The sequence below is a fragment of the Geothrix terrae genome, from assembly GCF_022808775.1.
Classification (GTDB): domain Bacteria; phylum Acidobacteriota; class Holophagae; order Holophagales; family Holophagaceae; genus Geothrix; species Geothrix terrae.
Map to the genome: position 1 here is coordinate 253,795 of NZ_JAKZLA010000002.1, position 15,574 is coordinate 269,368.

At 69.0% G+C, this 15,574-nt stretch carries 19 protein-coding genes; 15 read left to right on the forward strand and 4 right to left on the reverse strand.

Features of this window, described 5'->3' with window-relative positions; translation table 11 throughout:
• Positions 1–50: 50 nt before the first annotated feature.
• From MLE42_RS04245 to MLE42_RS04295, 11 genes are all read left to right on the forward strand, one after another.
• Positions 51–1,595 (forward strand): M14 family metallopeptidase, encoded by a 1,545-nt coding sequence (locus MLE42_RS04245; RefSeq protein ID WP_243286642.1) that lies wholly within the window; start codon positions 51–53, stop codon positions 1,593–1,595.
• Positions 1,596–1,835: 240 nt separating this feature from the next.
• On the forward strand, positions 1,836–2,267 hold the full coding sequence (locus MLE42_RS04250; protein WP_243286643.1) for a DoxX family protein: 432 nt from the start codon (positions 1,836–1,838) through the stop codon (positions 2,265–2,267).
• 43 nt (positions 2,268–2,310) lie between these two features.
• Positions 2,311–2,649 (forward strand): YciI family protein, encoded by a 339-nt coding sequence (locus MLE42_RS04255; protein WP_243286644.1) that lies wholly within the window; start codon positions 2,311–2,313, stop codon positions 2,647–2,649.
• A 62-nt stretch (positions 2,650–2,711) separates the two neighbouring features.
• Positions 2,712–3,137, forward strand: a complete 426-nt coding sequence (locus tag MLE42_RS04260) for a YciI family protein (protein WP_243286645.1) — start codon at positions 2,712–2,714, stop codon at positions 3,135–3,137.
• Positions 3,138–3,181: 44 nt separating this feature from the next.
• A complete protein-coding gene (locus MLE42_RS04265; RefSeq protein ID WP_420843067.1) occupies positions 3,182–3,601 on the forward strand; it encodes a VOC family protein in 420 nt (139 codons plus the stop codon).
• Positions 3,598–4,212, forward strand: a complete 615-nt coding sequence (locus tag MLE42_RS04270; protein WP_243286647.1) for a dihydrofolate reductase family protein — start codon at positions 3,598–3,600, stop codon at positions 4,210–4,212. The genes MLE42_RS04265 and MLE42_RS04270 overlap by 4 nt, the downstream gene beginning before the upstream one ends.
• Positions 4,209–4,682, forward strand: coding sequence for a VOC family protein (locus tag MLE42_RS04275; protein ID WP_243286648.1), 474 nt, complete (start codon positions 4,209–4,211; stop codon positions 4,680–4,682). Before MLE42_RS04270 ends, MLE42_RS04275 begins: the two co-directional genes overlap by 4 nt.
• A gap of 144 nt (positions 4,683–4,826) precedes the next feature.
• Entirely contained in the window at positions 4,827–6,059 is a 1,233-nt protein-coding gene (locus MLE42_RS04280) for an RNA polymerase sigma factor (RefSeq protein WP_275975733.1), read from the forward strand.
• 43 nt (positions 6,060–6,102) lie between these two features.
• Positions 6,103–6,462, forward strand: a complete 360-nt coding sequence (locus MLE42_RS04285; protein ID WP_243286650.1) for a YciI family protein — start codon at positions 6,103–6,105, stop codon at positions 6,460–6,462.
• Positions 6,463–6,566: 104 nt separating this feature from the next.
• Positions 6,567–7,208, forward strand: a complete 642-nt coding sequence (locus MLE42_RS04290; RefSeq protein ID WP_243286651.1) for a sensor domain-containing protein — start codon at positions 6,567–6,569, stop codon at positions 7,206–7,208.
• A gap of 9 nt (positions 7,209–7,217) precedes the next feature.
• Complete coding sequence (locus tag MLE42_RS04295) at positions 7,218–7,466, forward strand: DUF4342 domain-containing protein (RefSeq protein ID WP_243286652.1); 249 nt, start codon at positions 7,218–7,220, stop codon at positions 7,464–7,466.
• A 52-nt stretch (positions 7,467–7,518) separates the two neighbouring features.
• Here MLE42_RS04295 and MLE42_RS04300 read toward each other — a convergent pair whose 3' ends face one another.
• A complete protein-coding gene (locus MLE42_RS04300) occupies positions 7,519–7,869 on the reverse strand; it encodes a hypothetical protein (RefSeq protein ID WP_243286653.1) in 351 nt (116 codons plus the stop codon).
• Between the two features lie 82 nt (positions 7,870–7,951).
• On the opposite strand from MLE42_RS04300, the gene MLE42_RS04305 reads away from it, so the two are divergent.
• The 3 genes from MLE42_RS04305 (at position 7,952) to MLE42_RS04315 (ending at position 9,831) form a co-directional block, all read left to right on the forward strand.
• Positions 7,952–8,641 (forward strand): CGNR zinc finger domain-containing protein, encoded by a 690-nt coding sequence (locus MLE42_RS04305; RefSeq protein ID WP_243286654.1) that lies wholly within the window; start codon positions 7,952–7,954, stop codon positions 8,639–8,641.
• A gap of 79 nt (positions 8,642–8,720) precedes the next feature.
• On the forward strand, positions 8,721–9,320 hold the full coding sequence (locus MLE42_RS04310) for a hypothetical protein (protein ID WP_243286655.1): 600 nt from the start codon (positions 8,721–8,723) through the stop codon (positions 9,318–9,320).
• 106 nt (positions 9,321–9,426) lie between these two features.
• Positions 9,427–9,831 (forward strand): VOC family protein, encoded by a 405-nt coding sequence (locus MLE42_RS04315; RefSeq protein WP_243286656.1) that lies wholly within the window; start codon positions 9,427–9,429, stop codon positions 9,829–9,831.
• 13 nt (positions 9,832–9,844) lie between these two features.
• Here MLE42_RS04315 and MLE42_RS04320 read toward each other — a convergent pair whose 3' ends face one another.
• Positions 9,845–11,644, reverse strand: coding sequence for an AMP-dependent synthetase/ligase (locus MLE42_RS04320; protein ID WP_243286657.1), 1,800 nt, complete (start codon positions 11,642–11,644; stop codon positions 9,845–9,847).
• 23 nt (positions 11,645–11,667) lie between these two features.
• Entirely contained in the window at positions 11,668–12,489 is an 822-nt protein-coding gene (locus tag MLE42_RS04325; protein ID WP_243286658.1) for a DUF4388 domain-containing protein, read from the reverse strand.
• 322 nt (positions 12,490–12,811) lie between these two features.
• Here MLE42_RS04325 and MLE42_RS04330 point away from each other — a divergent pair, with 322 nt between their 5' ends.
• Positions 12,812–14,827: an NADPH-dependent 2,4-dienoyl-CoA reductase gene (locus MLE42_RS04330; protein ID WP_243286659.1), complete on the forward strand. Its 2,016-nt coding sequence runs from the start codon at positions 12,812–12,814 to the stop codon at positions 14,825–14,827.
• Here MLE42_RS04330 and MLE42_RS04335 read toward each other — a convergent pair.
• The gene (locus tag MLE42_RS04335) at positions 14,810–15,523 is read right to left on the reverse strand and encodes an ArsR/SmtB family transcription factor (RefSeq protein WP_243286660.1); all 714 of its coding nucleotides are present in this window, start codon (positions 15,521–15,523) and stop codon (positions 14,810–14,812) included. The two genes, MLE42_RS04330 and MLE42_RS04335, sit on opposite strands and share 18 nt — an antisense overlap.
• Between the last annotated feature and the right edge of the window lie 51 nt (positions 15,524–15,574).

Genomic DNA, 15,574 nt, shown 5'->3' on the forward strand with positions numbered 1-15,574 from the left:
GACGCCAGGTGGCCGGGGCGTGAGAATACCCCTCCACTCCCGGAGCCCCCATGACCCTGCCCAGCACGCCGCTCACCCGGGCCGAAGCCACCCGCTACGAGGAGACCAGCCGCCACGCCGACGTGATGACCTTCATCGCGGGCCTCCAGGCCAAGGGCGACAAGCGGCTGCACGTCACCAGCTTCGGCACGAGCCCCCAGGGCCGGGACCTGCCCCTGCTGGTGCTCTCCGCCCACGGTGCGACGACGCCCGAGCAGGCCCGCAGCCTGGGCCTCCCCGTGGTGCTGGTCATCAGCGGCATCCACGCTGGCGAGGTGGAGGGCAAGGAGGGCTGCCTGATGCTGGTGCGCGACCTGCTGGACGGCAAGCCGGGCCTGGACGCGGGCCAGATCCTGGAGAGCCTCACCCTGGTGGTGGTGCCGCTCTTCAACCCGGACGGCAACGACGCCATCGACCCCGGCAACCGCAGGCTGCACCTGCCCAAGCTCACGGGCCAGCTGGGCCCGGACAGCGGCGTGGGCACCCGCGTGAACGCCGCCAAGATCAACCTGAACCGCGACTACCTGAAGTACGAGGGCGCGGAGATGCGCCTGCTGCAGACCCGTGTCTGCCAGCCCTGGGCGGCGGACCTCACCATCGACAACCACGCGACGAACGGCTCCGTGCACCGCTTCTCCATGACCTACGACATCCCCCACACCGTGGAGAGCGGGCGGGGCGAGCCCATCGAGTACATGCGGAACCGCCTGCTGCCGCCCGTCGTCGCGGCCCTGAAGGCGAACCACGGCCTGGACGCGGGCTGGTACGGCAACTTCGTGGAGGACGAGCGGGCCCTGGACGCGGACCGCGACGCCGAGCCCGGCGCCCCCGTGGGCGAGGGCTGGATGACCTACCCGCACCACCCCCGCTTCGGCAGCAACTACCGCGGCCTCACCAGCCGCATGGACCTGCTGCTGGAGTGCTACTCGTACATCCCCTTCTCCGAGCGCGTCCGCACGGCCTACGCCTTCATGCTGGAGACCTTCAGGTACGTGGCCGCCCACCGGGACGAGGTGGTGCAGACCGTGGCGGAGAGCCGCACGCCGCGGAACCGCATCGCCGTGCGCTACGACCTGAAGACCTTCCCCCAGCCCGTGGAGATCCTCACGCGCACCCCCCGCACCCTGGAGGGCGCGCCCAGCCGCGTGACCATCCCCCACCTGGGCCGCTTCGTGGGCAGCCTGGTGGTGGACCGCCCCGCGGCCTACCTGGTGCCGCCGCCCGTGGCCGCCCACCTGCGCCTGCATGGCCTTGCGCTCCAGGAGTCCCTGGGCACCTTCGATGTGGAAGTCCCCGTGGTGGAGGCCCTGGAAACCGAAGGCGGCCGGGCCATCCTGGAGGCCGCCGCCGTGGGCGAGCTGTCCGTGTCCTGGCGGCGCGGCCCGCGGAAGGCCCCGGCCGGCTGGTCCCTGGTGCCCACGGACCAGCCCCTGGGAGCCATCGCCGCCTACCTCTGCGAGGCCGAGAGCGATGACGGCGCCGTGGAGAACGGCCTCCTGCCCGCGCCCACCCCCGGCGACGAGCTGGCCCTCTGGCGCGTGCCGGACCTGGGCTGAGCGCCTCCATCCTCCCTTCCCGGAGGACGGCGGATGAACCGCTCCGGTCTTGGCCGGCCGCAAAGCCCATAAATTTATTTGAACCAAACAAATGATTTAACAATTAACCGCAAAAAAAGTTTCAAAGCCTGTCGATTCCGCTGCCTCCCATTCGACGCATGAGTAGAATCCGGGGCCTGCCGCCATCCCGTGCGGAAGCCACCCCCGGTTCCCATCTGACACGCGTCTCAGGGAGGCCCCATGCCCACCAGCACCCCACCCGCCCCCACCCCGGCCCCCATCCCGGCCCCCACCCCGACCCGATGGCTCTGGACGGGCCGTATTCTCAGCGCCCTGCCTGTCCTGCTCCTGGCCTTCGACGGCGTCGCCAAAATGATGCGGCTCCCGCCGGTCCTCGAGGGCTGCGCCAAGCTCGGCTACTCGGAGAACGTCGCGGGTCCTCTCGGCATCACCCTGCTCGTCTGCGTCGTGCTCTACGCCATCCCCAGGACGTCCGTGCTTGGAGCCATCCTGCTCACGGGCTACCTGGGCGGCGCGGTCGCCACCCATGTGCGGGTCGGCGATCCCCTGTTCTCGCACATCCTCGTCCCGACCTATGTGGCCGCACTGGTGTGGGGAGGGCTGTACCTGCGCGATGCGCGGCTCGGGGCGCTCCTTCCGCTCCGGAAGTAGCTGCGCACCAAGACGTCCCACCCCCGGACCCAGGAGACCCACCATGCGATTTCTCTGCCTCTACAAGCCCAGCCGACCGGAGGGCACCCCACCCGGCGACCAGGAAATGGCCGGGATGGGCGCCTTGATCAAGGACATGCGGGCCTCCGGCGTCCTGCTCGCCACCGAAGGCTGCATGCCGAGCGCCCTGGGCGTGCGCGTCCGCCTCTCGAACGGAACGTTTTCCGTCACCGACGGCCCCTTCGCGGAGTCCAAGGAGCTGGTGGGGGGCTTCGCGCTGATCCAAGTGAAAACCAAAGAAGAGGCGATCGAGCACACCAAGCGATTCCTGCGGACGGCGGGCGACGGTGAGAGCGAGATCCGCCAAGTCTGGGAACCCTGATTCCCGTCCATGCCCCAGACGATCGACTTCCCCAACCTCAACCTTTCCAAGGAGGAATGAACATGCGCGTCATGGTCATGATCAAGGCGACTCAGCACACGGAGGCGGGCGTCCTCCCCGACGAGAAACTGCTGGCCGACATGGGCCGCTACAACGATGAGCTGGTGAAGGCCGGCGTGATGCTGGCGGGGGAAGGGCTCCACCCCAGCTCGAAGGGCGTGCGGGTGCGGTTCTCCGGCGCAACGCGGACCGTGATCGACGGGCCCTTCACGGAGACGAAGGAGCTGATCGCCGGCTTCTGGCTCTGGCAGGTCCGGTCGATGGCCGAGGCCGTGGAATGGATCAAGCGCTGCCCCAATCCCACCGGGGAGATGGCCGAGATCGAGCTCCGTCAGGTCTTCGAAGCCGAGGATTTCGGCCCTCAGTTCACCCCCGAGTTGCGGGAGCAGGAAGAACGCCTGCGCGCCCAGATCGCCCAGAAGGCCTAGGCGCACCAGCCCCATCCCAGCCACGCCACCAAGGAGGGCATCCCATGCCAAAAATGATTTTCGTGAACCTGCCCGTCACCGATCTCAAGACATCGATGGCGTTCTACACGTCCCTCGGCTTCACCAACAATCCCGTGTTCTCGGACGAGACGGCGGCCTGCATGGTCTGGAGCGAGGCCATCTACGTGATGCTCTTGACCCATGCCAAGTGGCGCACATTCACCACCCGGGCCATTCCCCAGCCAACCTCCAGCGAGGTGATGCTCGCCGTCTCATGCGAGAACCGCGAGGCGGTGGATGCGATGAACACCGCGGCAGCCGCGAATGGCGGGGTGTCTGACATCAACCCCATCCAGGATCTTGGTTTCATGTACAGCCGCGATTTCACCGATCCTGACGGGCACGTCTGGGAGGCGGTGTGGATGGATCCGGCCGCGGTCCCCCATGAGAATCAGCCCAAATGAGAAAACTCCGAATCATCGAACACATGTCGCTGGACGGCGTGATCCAGCATTCCGCCGATGACGACGATTTCCGCCACAGCGACTGGACCGTGCCTTATCGGACACCTGCTGGCCGGGATGCCATGCTGGCGGCGTATGGCAAGAGCTTCGATCTGTTGCTTGGCCGCCGCACCTACGACATCTGGTCGGGCTTCTGGCCCAAGGCGCCGAGCAGCCCGATGGCGGACGGCCTCAATGCGGCCACAAAATATGTGGCGACCCACCGTCCGGGAAGCCTTGAGTGGGGCCCGTTCGAGGGCCTTGGGCCGGACCTCGTCAAGGGCGTTCGCCGCATCAAGGCACAGGACGGCCCGGACCTGATCCTCTCGGGCAGCTCCACGCTGACCTCGACGCTGCTCGAGCATGGGCTTGCGGATGAACTCCTGCTGGCCGTCTATCCGGTCTTGCTGGGCACGGGGAAGCGCTTCTTCTCGGAGGGAACCCCGCCACGTTCATTCGAGCTGGTCAGCACGAATGCATTCCCGTCCGGCATCATCTTCACGACTTACAAGGTCGCCGGGCCCTTGAAGACCTCCCCGGACCCCGCCGATCGACAGGAGGCGTCCAAATGAGCAAGAACACGATTTGTCTCTGGTATGAGCGTGATGCAGAAGAAGCGGCCCGCTTCTACACAGAGACCTTCCCGCAGAGCCGTCTCGGAGCCATCCACAAGGCCCCTTCGGACTATCCAGATGGAAAAGCCGGCGACACCCTGGTCGTGGAGTTCGTCGTCACCGGAATCCCGTGCATCGGATTGAACGGCGGGCCCCAGTTCAAGCACAGTGAGGCCTTTTCGTTCCAGATCGCGACGGAAGACCAGGAGGAGACGGATCGGTACTGGAACGCGATCGTCGGAAACGGCGGCCAGGAAAGTCAATGTGGTTGGTGTAAGGACAAGTGGGGCATCAGCTGGCAGATCACGCCCCGCATCCTGACCGACGCGATGGCCATGGGCGGCCCAGTCGCGAAGCGTGTATTCGAAGCCATGATGCCCATGAAGAAAATCGACATCGCTTCCATTGAAGCGGCCATACGGGGTTGATATCCGCCTTCCGGCCAGCTTCGCCTCACGCCTTGCCCAATCAGGCTGAGGCCATTGCAGGAGGTTGCGGCCCGCGGGCGAAGCTGGTCTGATTCCCATGTGACGACATCCGACACCCATCGAGCCATCGACGCCGTCTGGCGGATGGAATCCGCCCGGCTCATCGGGGGGCTCCTGCGGATGGTGCGCGATCTGGACCTGGCGGAGGAGCTCGCCCAGGATGCCCTCGTCGCCGCCCTCGAGCAGTGGCCCGGGACGGGGGTCCCGGAGAATCCCGGGGCCTGGCTCATGGCCACGGCCAAGCGCCGGGCCATCGACCGGCTGCGGCGGATCAAGCTGATGGAGCAGAAGCACGAGGCCCTGGGCCGGGAGCTCGAGGCCCAGCAGGAGACGGCCATGGGGGCCTTCGACGCCGAGCTGGACGATCCCATCGGGGACGACCTGCTGCGGCTCATGTTCATCGCCTGCCATCCGCGGCTCCCGCCTGAGGCCAGGACCGCGCTCACCCTGCGGTTGCTGGGGGGCCTGACGACCGGGGAGATCGCCCGCGCCTTCCTCGTGCCGGAGCCCACCGTCGCGCAGCGCATCGTCCGGGCCAAGCGGATCCTGGCCGAGGTGCGGGTTCCCTTCGAAGGGCCCCGCGGGGCCGAGCTCCGCGACCGCCTGGACTCGGTGCTGGAGGTGATCTACCTCATCTTCAACGAGGGCTATTCGGCCACCGCCGGCGAGGACTGGATCCGGCCCGGGCTCTGCGAGGAGGCCCTGCGGCTCGGCCGCATCCTGGCCGGGCTGGTCCCGCGGGAACCGGAGGTCCACGGCCTGGTCGCCCTCCTGGAGATCCAGGCCTCCCGGCTGCGGGCGCGCGTGGGACCCGACGGCGAACCCATCCTCCTGCTCGACCAGGACCGCGGGCGGTGGGACCAGCTCCTCATCCGGCGCGGCCTGGAAGCCCTGGAGCGGGCCCTGGCGCTGGCCCAGGCGCTGGGTGGCCCCCCAGGGCCCTACACGCTGCAGGCGGCCATCGCCGGGTGCCACGCGCGCGCCCGCACGGCCGCCGACACCGACTGGGCGCGCATCGCCGCCCTCTATGGCGAGCTCGCCCACGTCACCCCCTCTCCCGTGGTGGAACTCAACCGCGCCGTGGCCCTCGGCATGGCCTTCGGCCCCGCGGTCGGGCTCGAGGCCGTGGAGGCGCTGGCTGCCGAGCCTTCGCTCAAGGGCTACCACCTGCTCCCGAGCGTGCGCGGAGATCTGCTCGCCAAGCTCGGCCGTAAGGAGGAGGCGAAGGCAGCCTTCGAGCAAGCCGCCGCGCTCACCCGCAACGCCCGGGAACGCGGCTTCCTGCTCGAGCGGGCGGCGGCCTGCGGCGACGCGTGACCACCCGGCCCGGATTCCGGACCCAACCTACCAGGAGCCTCCAATGCCCTACATGCTGCTGATCATGGAACCCCGAGGACAACGCGCCGCCCGCGGCGAGGAGGCGGGCCGCGCCGTCTACGAGCGGATGCTGCGTTTTGCCGAGGACCTCCAGGGCCGGGGCCTGCTCAAGCTCACCAGTTCGCTCCACTCCGACCACGAAGGGGTTCGCGTGGAGGTGCGGAACGGAAGGCCATCCCTGCTCGACGGCCCCTTTGCCGAGTCCAAGGAGATGGTCGGCGGCTTCTTCTACCTCACCTGCCAGACCCGGGAGGAGGCGGTAACCATCGCCCTGGCCTGCCCCGCCGCCGAGTGGGCCACCGTCGAAGTGCGCGAGACCGGGCCCTGCTACGAAGGCGCCTGACGGCCGCGATCCCCGGTCCTTCGCCGGCCCGGACCCGCGGTTCGCCGGTTCGCTCCCCGGTAGGGGGGAACTCTCCCTAGATTGGAGACACCCCGGGAGATCCCATGCCCCTGCAACCCCCTCCCCACCCTGGCTTCTTCGAGGTCCTGGCCACGCGCCGGGCCTACACGACCCTGCTCTACCTGCTGCTCACCCTGGTCACGGGCATCCTCGCCTTCACCTATGCGGTGACGGGACTGACCCTGAGCCTGGGCCTGGCCATCCTCATCATCGGCGTCCCGGTGGCGGTGGCCTTCCTGGCCGGCGCCCGCCTGCTCTCCGTGGCGGAGCTGCGCCTGTTGGGGGCGCTGGTGGGCGACGGAACCCCCGAGGCCCCGGCCCTGCTGCCGGGGGGCGAAGGGTGGCTGATCCGCACGAAGGCCCTGGTGGGCGATCCCCGCACCTGGACCAGCCTGCTCTACTTCGTGCTGCTGATGCCCCTGGGCACCGCCTACTTCACGCTGCTGGTCAGCCTCCTGACCACGAGCCTGGCCCTCCTGGCGGTGCCGGTGCTGCGCCTGCTGCATGTGGGCGGCAGCTTCACGGGCGATGTGGGCGGGGTGGTCTGGATCTCCGCCCACCCGGGCCTGGCGGTGGCCCTCTGCGGCCTGGCGGGCCTGGCCCTCCTGCCCCTCACCCTCCACCTGGCCCTGCTGCTGGGCCGCTTCCAGATCTGGCTGGCCCGCCACCTGCTGGTCCGCGCCTAAAGGAGTTCCATGTCCATCCGCACCGAAGAATTCAAGCTCGAGGGTGGCAAGATCCTCGACAAGATCAAGGAGCTCATCCACCAGGGCAACATCCGGCGGATCACCCTGAAGAACGAGGAGGGGAAGACCCTCATCGAGATCCCCCTCACGGTGGGCGTGGTGGGCGCGGCCCTGCTGCCGGTGTTCGCCGCCGTGGGCGCCCTGGCCGCGGTGGTCACCCGCATGGTGATCGTGATCGAGAAGACCGAGGCGGACTGAGGCCTCAGGCCGCCTCCAGCAGCAGAGACGTCCCGGCCGCTCGCGGGGGCTTCTAGAGCGCCTGTTCCGCGACGGCGAGAACCTGCTCGGCGATGGCGAGGGGGTGGCCGGACAGCTCGATTCCGATGGACAGGTGGCCCCTCGGAACCGGCACGACCAGCTCGTAGAAATGGCCGTACCGGATGATGACCCAGTCGGCCCCCCCGCAGTCGATGTTGCCGCGCTGCGTGACGAGCTTCAGAAGGGTCGGGTTCACGATCAGTTCCTCGTACTTGTCGGATTCCGAACTGCTCGCGCCTTCAATGCCCGGGCGCTGGGCCGAGCCGTGAACGCCATCCAGGTAGGTGGCGACGTACCGGATCTCGGGAGCCAGTGCGAAAAGGCGTTCGATGAGCGTTGGCATGGCGATTCTCCTTGGCCTTGGCCTTCAGCGGTGATAATCGATTCTAACCTCTTGAGCACAATTTACAGGTTAGAATCAAGCCATGGACAACACGCCTCCCCCGTTGGATCAGGGCCCCTTCGAGTTGGCCGGAGGGGACCTGTGCTTGGATTACGTCAACACCTGGGATGACCGTGGTCGTCCAGACACAGACAGACTGCAGGCCTATGCCCGACTCCTGGCCTTCGCCCGGCAGACGGACCTCCTGGCCCCCGACGCGGCGGAAGCCCTGGCCGCCCAGGCCCTGGCCAGCCCGACCGCCGCGGAGGCCGCCCTCCACACCGCCCGGGCCCTCCGGGAGGCCCTGTACAGCCTCTTCTCGGCCCGGGCCCACGGGCGGGCGGTGCCCCCCGCAGACCTGGACGCCCTGAACCGGGCCCTCCGGGAGGCCCTGCCCCACCTCTGCCTGGTCTGGGACGCAGCCTCTCCCGCCTGGCACTGGCGGGAGATGGAGCGGCACCTCACGGCCCCCCTCTGGCCCATCGCCCGGGCCGCGGCGGACCTGCTGACCGCGGAGGAGCCGGCCCCGGTCCGGGAGTGCGGAGGCTCGCAGTGCACCTGGCTGTTCCTGGACCTCAGTCGCGGCCGCTCCCGCCGCTGGTGCTCGATGACCAGCTGCGGCAACCGGGAGAAGGCCCGCCGCCACTACCACCGCGTCCGGAAGCAGAACCCGGCGTCCGCAGGCGGCCCCGCGCGAGGATCAGGCCCGGCCGCCGGGGCGCCCCTCGATTGATGACATGCGAATCTTCTTGATTTCCCGAAGGGGCGATGGAAGGATGGGCCGCCTTTCCCTTTCCCCTCAGGAGACCCTCATGAAAAAGACCCTCGCGCTCGCCCTGCTCCTCGGCGCCCCCCTCGCGGCCCAGACCTTCGAGGTGGGGCTCTTCATCGGGCAGCAGCAGTACCCCTCGCCCCACATGGACGTGGCGCCTGGCACCACGCTGCGGCTGGAGGCGGACAACAAGACCGTCGTCGGCGCCCGCTTCGGCTACTCGGTGGTGGACTTCGGCCCCGTCCTGCTCCAGCTCACCGCCGGCTACCAGCCGGAATCCAAGTCCACCCTCAAGGCCACCCTGGGCGGCACGCCCATGGCCGAGGGCGAGCTGAAGCAGAGCCACTGGTCGGCCGGGGCCATGTTCAACTTCAAGGCCGTCATCGCCGTGGGCGCGGGCCTGGAGTTCCGCTCCGAATCCCTGAAGGAGGCCGGCGGCGATAGCACCACCTACAACCGCGTGTGGGCCCGCGTGAACGCCGGGTACGCCTTCCCCAGCCCCCTGGTGAAGCCCTTCATCGGCGTCGAGGCCGCCTTCCCCCTCAGCTCCAAGAGCAACGACTTCGCCTCCACGGCGGACCTGCTGAAGAGCCTCGCCCCCAAGAGCCAGATCGGCATCTACGCCGGCATCCGGTTCTGACTGCGTCCGAGTCGCCTGGGCCCGGCGGCGCTCCCGCCGGGCCCTTCCGGCCATGCTGGGACCGGGGGGCACCCCGGCTATGCTGGGGCCGGGAGGCCCACCAGCCATGCGCATCCTCGCCCTCGACCACCTGGTCCTCCGCGTCACTGATCTGGAGGCCATGACCGCTTTCTACACACGGGTGATCGGCCTGGGGCTCGACCGGCAGGTGCCCGACCTGGGGCTCGTCCACCTCCGGGCGGGGCGCTCCATGCTCGACCTGGTCTCCGTGGGCGGGAAGCTGGGCGCCTCCGGCGGTGCGGCGCCGGGCGCGGAGGGCCGCAACCAGGACCACTTCTGCCTGCGCATCGATCCCTTCGACGAGGCCGCCCTTCGGGCCCGCTTCGCCGCCCATGGCATCGAGCTGAGCGAGGTTCATGACAACTACGGGGCCGAAGGCACCGGCCCGTCCGTCTACCTCCGGGACCCGGAGGGCAACGTGATCGAGCTGAAGGGGCCCTCGGCGGACTGAGCGCGGGCGGGGTTCAGGCGCCCTTGTAGAGCGACTCGATGAGGGTGGCGTACATCTCGTTCACCACCCGGCGCTTCACCTTGAGGCTGGGGGTGAGCTGGCCGCTCTCCAGGCTCAGCTCGTGGTCGAGGATGGCCACCTTCTTGACCCGCTCGAAGTTGGAGAGGTGCTGGTTGACCGTCTCCACCCGCTCCATCATCAGCTCATGCACCTCGGGGCGGGCCACCAGGTCGCGGTTGTTGGAGAAGCGGATCTTCTTCTGGTGGGCCCAGCGGTGCAGGCTGTCGAAGTTGGGGATGATGAGCGCGGAGATGTAGTTGCGCTTGTCGCCCAGCAGGACCGCCTGGGTGATGAACTTGTCCGTCTTGAGCAGCTCCTCGATGGGCTGGGGCGCCACCTTCTTGCCGCCGCTGGTGACGATGATCTCCTTCTTGCGGTCCGTGATCTTGAGAAGGCCCCGGGAGCTCAGCTCGCCGATGTCGCCGGTGCGGAAGTAGCCGTCCGCGTCGAAGGCCTCCGCCGTGCCCTCGGGATTCTTCCAGTAGCCCTTCATCACGTTCGGGCCCTTGACGAGGATCTCGCCGTCCTCCGCGATCTTCACGTAGGGCTTGCCGTCCCACGCGTCGTAGATGGGGCGCCCCACCTTGCCGGGCACCACCTCGCCGAAGCGGTTGAAGGAGACCACGGGGCTCGTCTCCGTGAGGCCATAGCCTTCGGTGATGGGAAGGCCCACGGCCCAGAAGAAGGCCATGACCTTGGGCGCCAGGGGCGCGCCCCCGCTGATGGCGAAGCGGATGTTCCCGCCAGTCCGGGCCAGGATCTTGTGGAAGACCAGGTGGCGGCTCCACCAGAGCTGGAACTGGATCCAGATGGGGATGTTCTGCTTCTCGTACAGGTAGGGCACGGACATGTCGCCCGCCCACATGGCCCAGTGGAAGATGAAGCGCTTCACCAGGCTGCTGGAAGCCACGTTCTCCCGCACCCGGGCGTAGATCTTCTCGTAGATGCGGGGCACGCTGATGATGATGGTGGGCTTGGTGGCCTGGAGGTCATCGGCCACGGTGGCGATGCTCTCCGCATAGTAGATGCTGGCGCCGATGCGGAAGGTGGAGTAGTGCCCCGCCATGCGCTCGAGGATGTGCGAGAGGGGCAGGAAGGAGAGGCAGCGGTCCCCCTTCTTGAGCTGCAGCAGCTGGAGCGTGCGCTCCACGTTGGACACCAGGTTCCCGTGGGTGAGCATGGCGCCCTTGGGATCCCCCGTGGTGCCGGACGTGTAGATGATGGTCAGCAGGTCGTCCGCCTTCCGCTCCTTGGCCCAGGCCCGCACCTCGGCGCGGCGGCTCTCCAGGCCCTCGCCCTCGGCCATGAGGGTGGAGAAGGGGATCACGCTGGAGTCCGCGGGGATGCCGTCCATCTGCACCACCCACTGCAGGGCGGAGCCGGGACCCTGCGCGGTCAGGGCCTTCCGCGCCTGGTCCGCCGTGGAGCAGAAGACGATGCGCGCCTCGGAGTGCTTGAGGATGAAGGCGCTCTGGGCCGCGTTCAGGGTGGGGTAGACCGGCACGGTGGGCAGGCCCGAGACCGCGCAGGCGTAGTCCACGACCGCCCACTCGGGCCGGTTCTCGCAGATCAGCGCCACGGGCTCGCCCGCCTTGAGGCCGCGGGCCCCCAGGGCCAGGGCCAGGCGCTCCACCCGGGCCTGCAGGTCCTGGTGGGAGATGGGCACGTAGCCGCCGCCCTTCCGGTAGGCCAGGGCATCCGGCGACTGGAAGGAACAGGCCTGGTAGAACAGGTCGGCGATGGTTTGGACCATGGTCTTGCTCCGAGGAATGTGATTCAGGGCGCGGGCCGCACCACCACCGATTCGGTGGGGCCGATGCCCCAGCTCTTGAGAAGGGGCTCAGGCACCGAGATCACGCCATCGGCCAGGCCGGGCACGAAGCGCGCCGCCTCGTGGGCCACGCCGCCCCGCCACTGGATCCGCACCTGGGTGATGAAGCCGTGGCTGTAGGGCTGGAGCCCCCGCCAGCGGGATTCGTGGATGACACCCAGCTCCACGTGGTCGCCCTTCTTGAACAGCCCCGTCTTCATCGTCTCCACGGCAAGTGGGACGGCGGGCTCGAAGACCTGGAGGCGCTCGGCCTCCAGCAGGGCGAAGGCCGCCTCCAGCACCGCCGTCTCGTTCAACTGCGTGGAGACCATCACCTGGTGGAAGTCCTGGTAGCCATCGAAGTGCGCGATGGCCTTGAGGGCCTCGGGGGTGAGCTTCAGGCCCGCGGTGAGGGCCGGTTCCGGCAGGAAGGTCCAGGGCACCGCGTCCAGGGAGGGGAAGTAGGCCCCCAGGCGGCGGCGGGTGTCCAGGGTGCGGGCCGACTCCATGAGCAGGTCCGGCACGCTCCGCCGGATGCTGCCCACGGGCTTGACCGGCACCGCCTGGAACTCGAACTCGCCCCGCTCCCAGGCCAGCAGCTCGAAGGCGGCGGATTCGCCGGTGGAGCGCGAAGTCTCGGCGTGGACCACCGCGCCGCCGCTCACGTACATCACGCCCTGGAAGCGGCCGTTCTGCATGAGCAGCTGGCCGGTCTTCCTGTTCAGATGGAGCAGCTGCACCACGTCGGTGATGCTGATGCTCTCGAGGAGGCCACGGAGGTTGCTCATGGGCGCTCCGGGGCCGGGAAGGCGTGGATTCCCGCGGCCCCGGCGGAAGGGGTGCAGCGGGGGAAGGGGCGGAGCGATGAGTAGGGCATGGCCGGGGACTTACCAATCAAGGAGGATCGACGGGTTGAGTGGTCCATCATTGGAAGGCCCTGCGTGGACCAGGTCAAGATGCGGAAAATCGGCCCATGGAAGAGTCAGCGCCCATGGCATGCGCCCAGGGAAAACCCGGCCTGGGCCGATGGCCTGTAACGACACGAGGCATTCACGCCGGCGTCGCGGACCTTCCCGGCACCGTACACTGGCATCACCCACCGGAGCTGTCATGCCGTACCCCCACCTGCTGGCCCCCCTCGATCTGGGCTTCACCACGCTGCGGAACCGCGTGCTCATGGGCTCCATGCACACCAACCTGGAGGAGGCCAAGGGCGGCTTCGCCAAGCTGGCGGCCTTCTACGCGGAGCGGGCCCGCGGCGGCGTGGGCCTCATCGTCACGGGCGGCATCGCGCCCAACCTGCGCGGCCGGCTCTCGCCGTTCGGCTCCCAGCTCTCCTGGCCCTGGCAGGTGGGGAAGCATCGCCAGGTGACTGCCGCCGTCCACGAGGCCGGCGGCAAGATCGCCCTCCAGATCCTCCACGGCGGGCGCTACAGCTACCACCCCCTCAGCGTGGCGCCCTCGGCCCTCAAGAGCCCCATCACCCCCTTCAAGCCCCGGGCCCTCTCCCCGCGGGGCATCCAGGCCACCATCCGCGACTACGCCCGCTGCGCGGTCCTGGCCCGGCGGGCCGGCTACGACGGCGTGGAGATCATGGGCAGCGAGGGCTACCTCATCAACGAGTTCATCGCCGCCCGCACCAACCGCCGCACGGACGCCTGGGGCGGCAGCTACGAGAACCGCATGCGCTTCCCCGTGGAGGTGGTGAAGGCCGTGCGCGCCGCCGTGGGCCCCGACTTCATCGTGATCTTCCGCCTCTCCATGCTCGACCTGGTGCCCGACGGCAGCACCTGGGACGAGGTGGTCCAGCTCGCCAAGGCCATCGAGGCCGCCGGCGCCACGATCCTCAACACGGGCATCGGCTGGCACGAGGCCCGCGTGCCCACCATCGGCCCCATGGTGCCCCGCGGGGCCTACGCCTGGGTGACGAAGAAGCTCAAGGGCGAGGTGGGCATCCCCCTCGTCACCACGAACCGCATCAACACACCGGAGGTGGCCGAGGAGGTGCTGGCGGAGGGCTGCGCGGACATGGTGAGCATGGCCCGTCCCCTGCTGGCGGACGCCGAGTTCGTGAAGAAGGCCGCCGAGGACCGCGCGCTGGACATCAACACCTGCATCGCCTGCAACCAGGCCTGCCTGGATCACGTCTTCGAGCAGAAGCGCGCCACCTGCCTGGTGAACCCCCGGGCCTGCTACGAGACCGAGCTGGTGTTCGAGCCCACCATCGCCCCCCGGCACATCGCCGTGGTGGGCGGCGGGGCGGCGGGCATGAGCTTCGCGTGCCACGCCGCCGAGCGCGGGCACGTGGTCACCCTCTTCGAGGCCCAGAAGGAACTGGGCGGCCAGGTCAACTACGCCAAGCGCGTGCCGGGGAAAGAGGAGTTCTACGAGATGCTCCGCTACTTCGGCCGCCGCCTGGCCACCGCGGGCGTCACCTTGCGCCTGGGCGAGCGGGCCACCGTGGATCTGCTGGCGGACTTCGAGGAGGTCGTCCTGGCCACCGGTGTCCTGCCCCGCACACCGGACTTCCCCGGCGTGGACCATCCCAAGGTCATCAGCTATCCGGACCTGCTCTCGGGCCGGAAGGTGGCCGGACAGACCGTCGCCATCATCGGCGCCGGCGGCATCGGCTTCGACGTGGCGGAGTTCCTGGTGCACGACGACCACGGACCGGACCGAGCCCGCTACCTCGCGGAATGGGGCGTGGATGGCGCCCACACCCACCGGGGCGGCCTGCTTCCCGCGCCCCAGCCGCCCCCGCCGGCCCGCACCGTGTACCTGCTTCAGCGCAAGACGGACCGCATGGGGGCCAGCCTGGGCAAGACCACGGGCTGGGCCCACCGGGCCGGCCTCAAGGCCATGAAGGTGAAGATGATGGGCGGCATCCACTACGAGCGCGTGGACGACGCGGGCCTCTGGATCCGCGACGGCAAGGACGCGGGGTCGAAGTGCCTTCCGGTGGACAGCGTGATCCTCTGCGCGGGCCAGGTCTCCGAGCGCAGCCTTGCCATGCCCCTCACGGAGCGGGGCGTGTCCGTCCACCTCATCGGCGGCGCCGACCTGGCCGCCGAGCTGGACGCCCAGCGCGCCATCCGGCAGGGGGCGGAACTAGCCGCGAGGATCTGAGCCCGGAGGTTCCGGCAGCGGCCGACCGAACACCCGACGGTAGCCTTCGCGTCCGAGGGGCGTCACCCAGAGGGCACGGCTGCGCGGGTCACGCTGGAACCAGCCCAGCGTGAGGAGTCCCCTGGCCAGATCCCGGCCCAACGGGCCCGCGATGTGAAGGCGCCGTTCACTCCAATCCATGCAGGTGCGGCCGGCCACCGGCTCCGATGTCTCGTCGAAGCCGGCCAACCCCAGGGCCACCAGTCCCCGCCGGCCCGCGGGAGTGGCGGTGTACCCCGCCGCCGAAGCCTCCAGCCAGCCGTGCGCCAGGAGCCCTTCCGTCCAGACCACGCCCACCCGTCCCGCCAGGTGGTCGTAGCAGAGGCGGCAGTGCCTCAGCGCCTCGGAGGCGCGGCGCTCGCCGGGCGTGCGGACCTCCGGATCGGGCGCCAGACGCGCGAAGGATTCCAGGAACGCGGCGACCTCCTGCCCCGCGAGGCGGTAGTACCGGTGCCGCCCCTGCGGCAGGACTTCGACCCATCCCAGAGCCAGCAGCTTCGAGAGATGGGCGCTGCCCGTGGACGGACGGATGGAGGCGGCGGCGGAGAGCTCGGTGGCCGTCCAGGCCCGGCCGTCCAGCAGCCGCGCCAGCATGGCGGCCCGAGCCGGTTCCACCAGCATGGCCGCCGCGGACGAAAAATCAGGATCCGAGCTCATTTCGTTCCAAACCGAAACATAGGGTCCTCAGGCTGGGTTTCCAGACAGGAG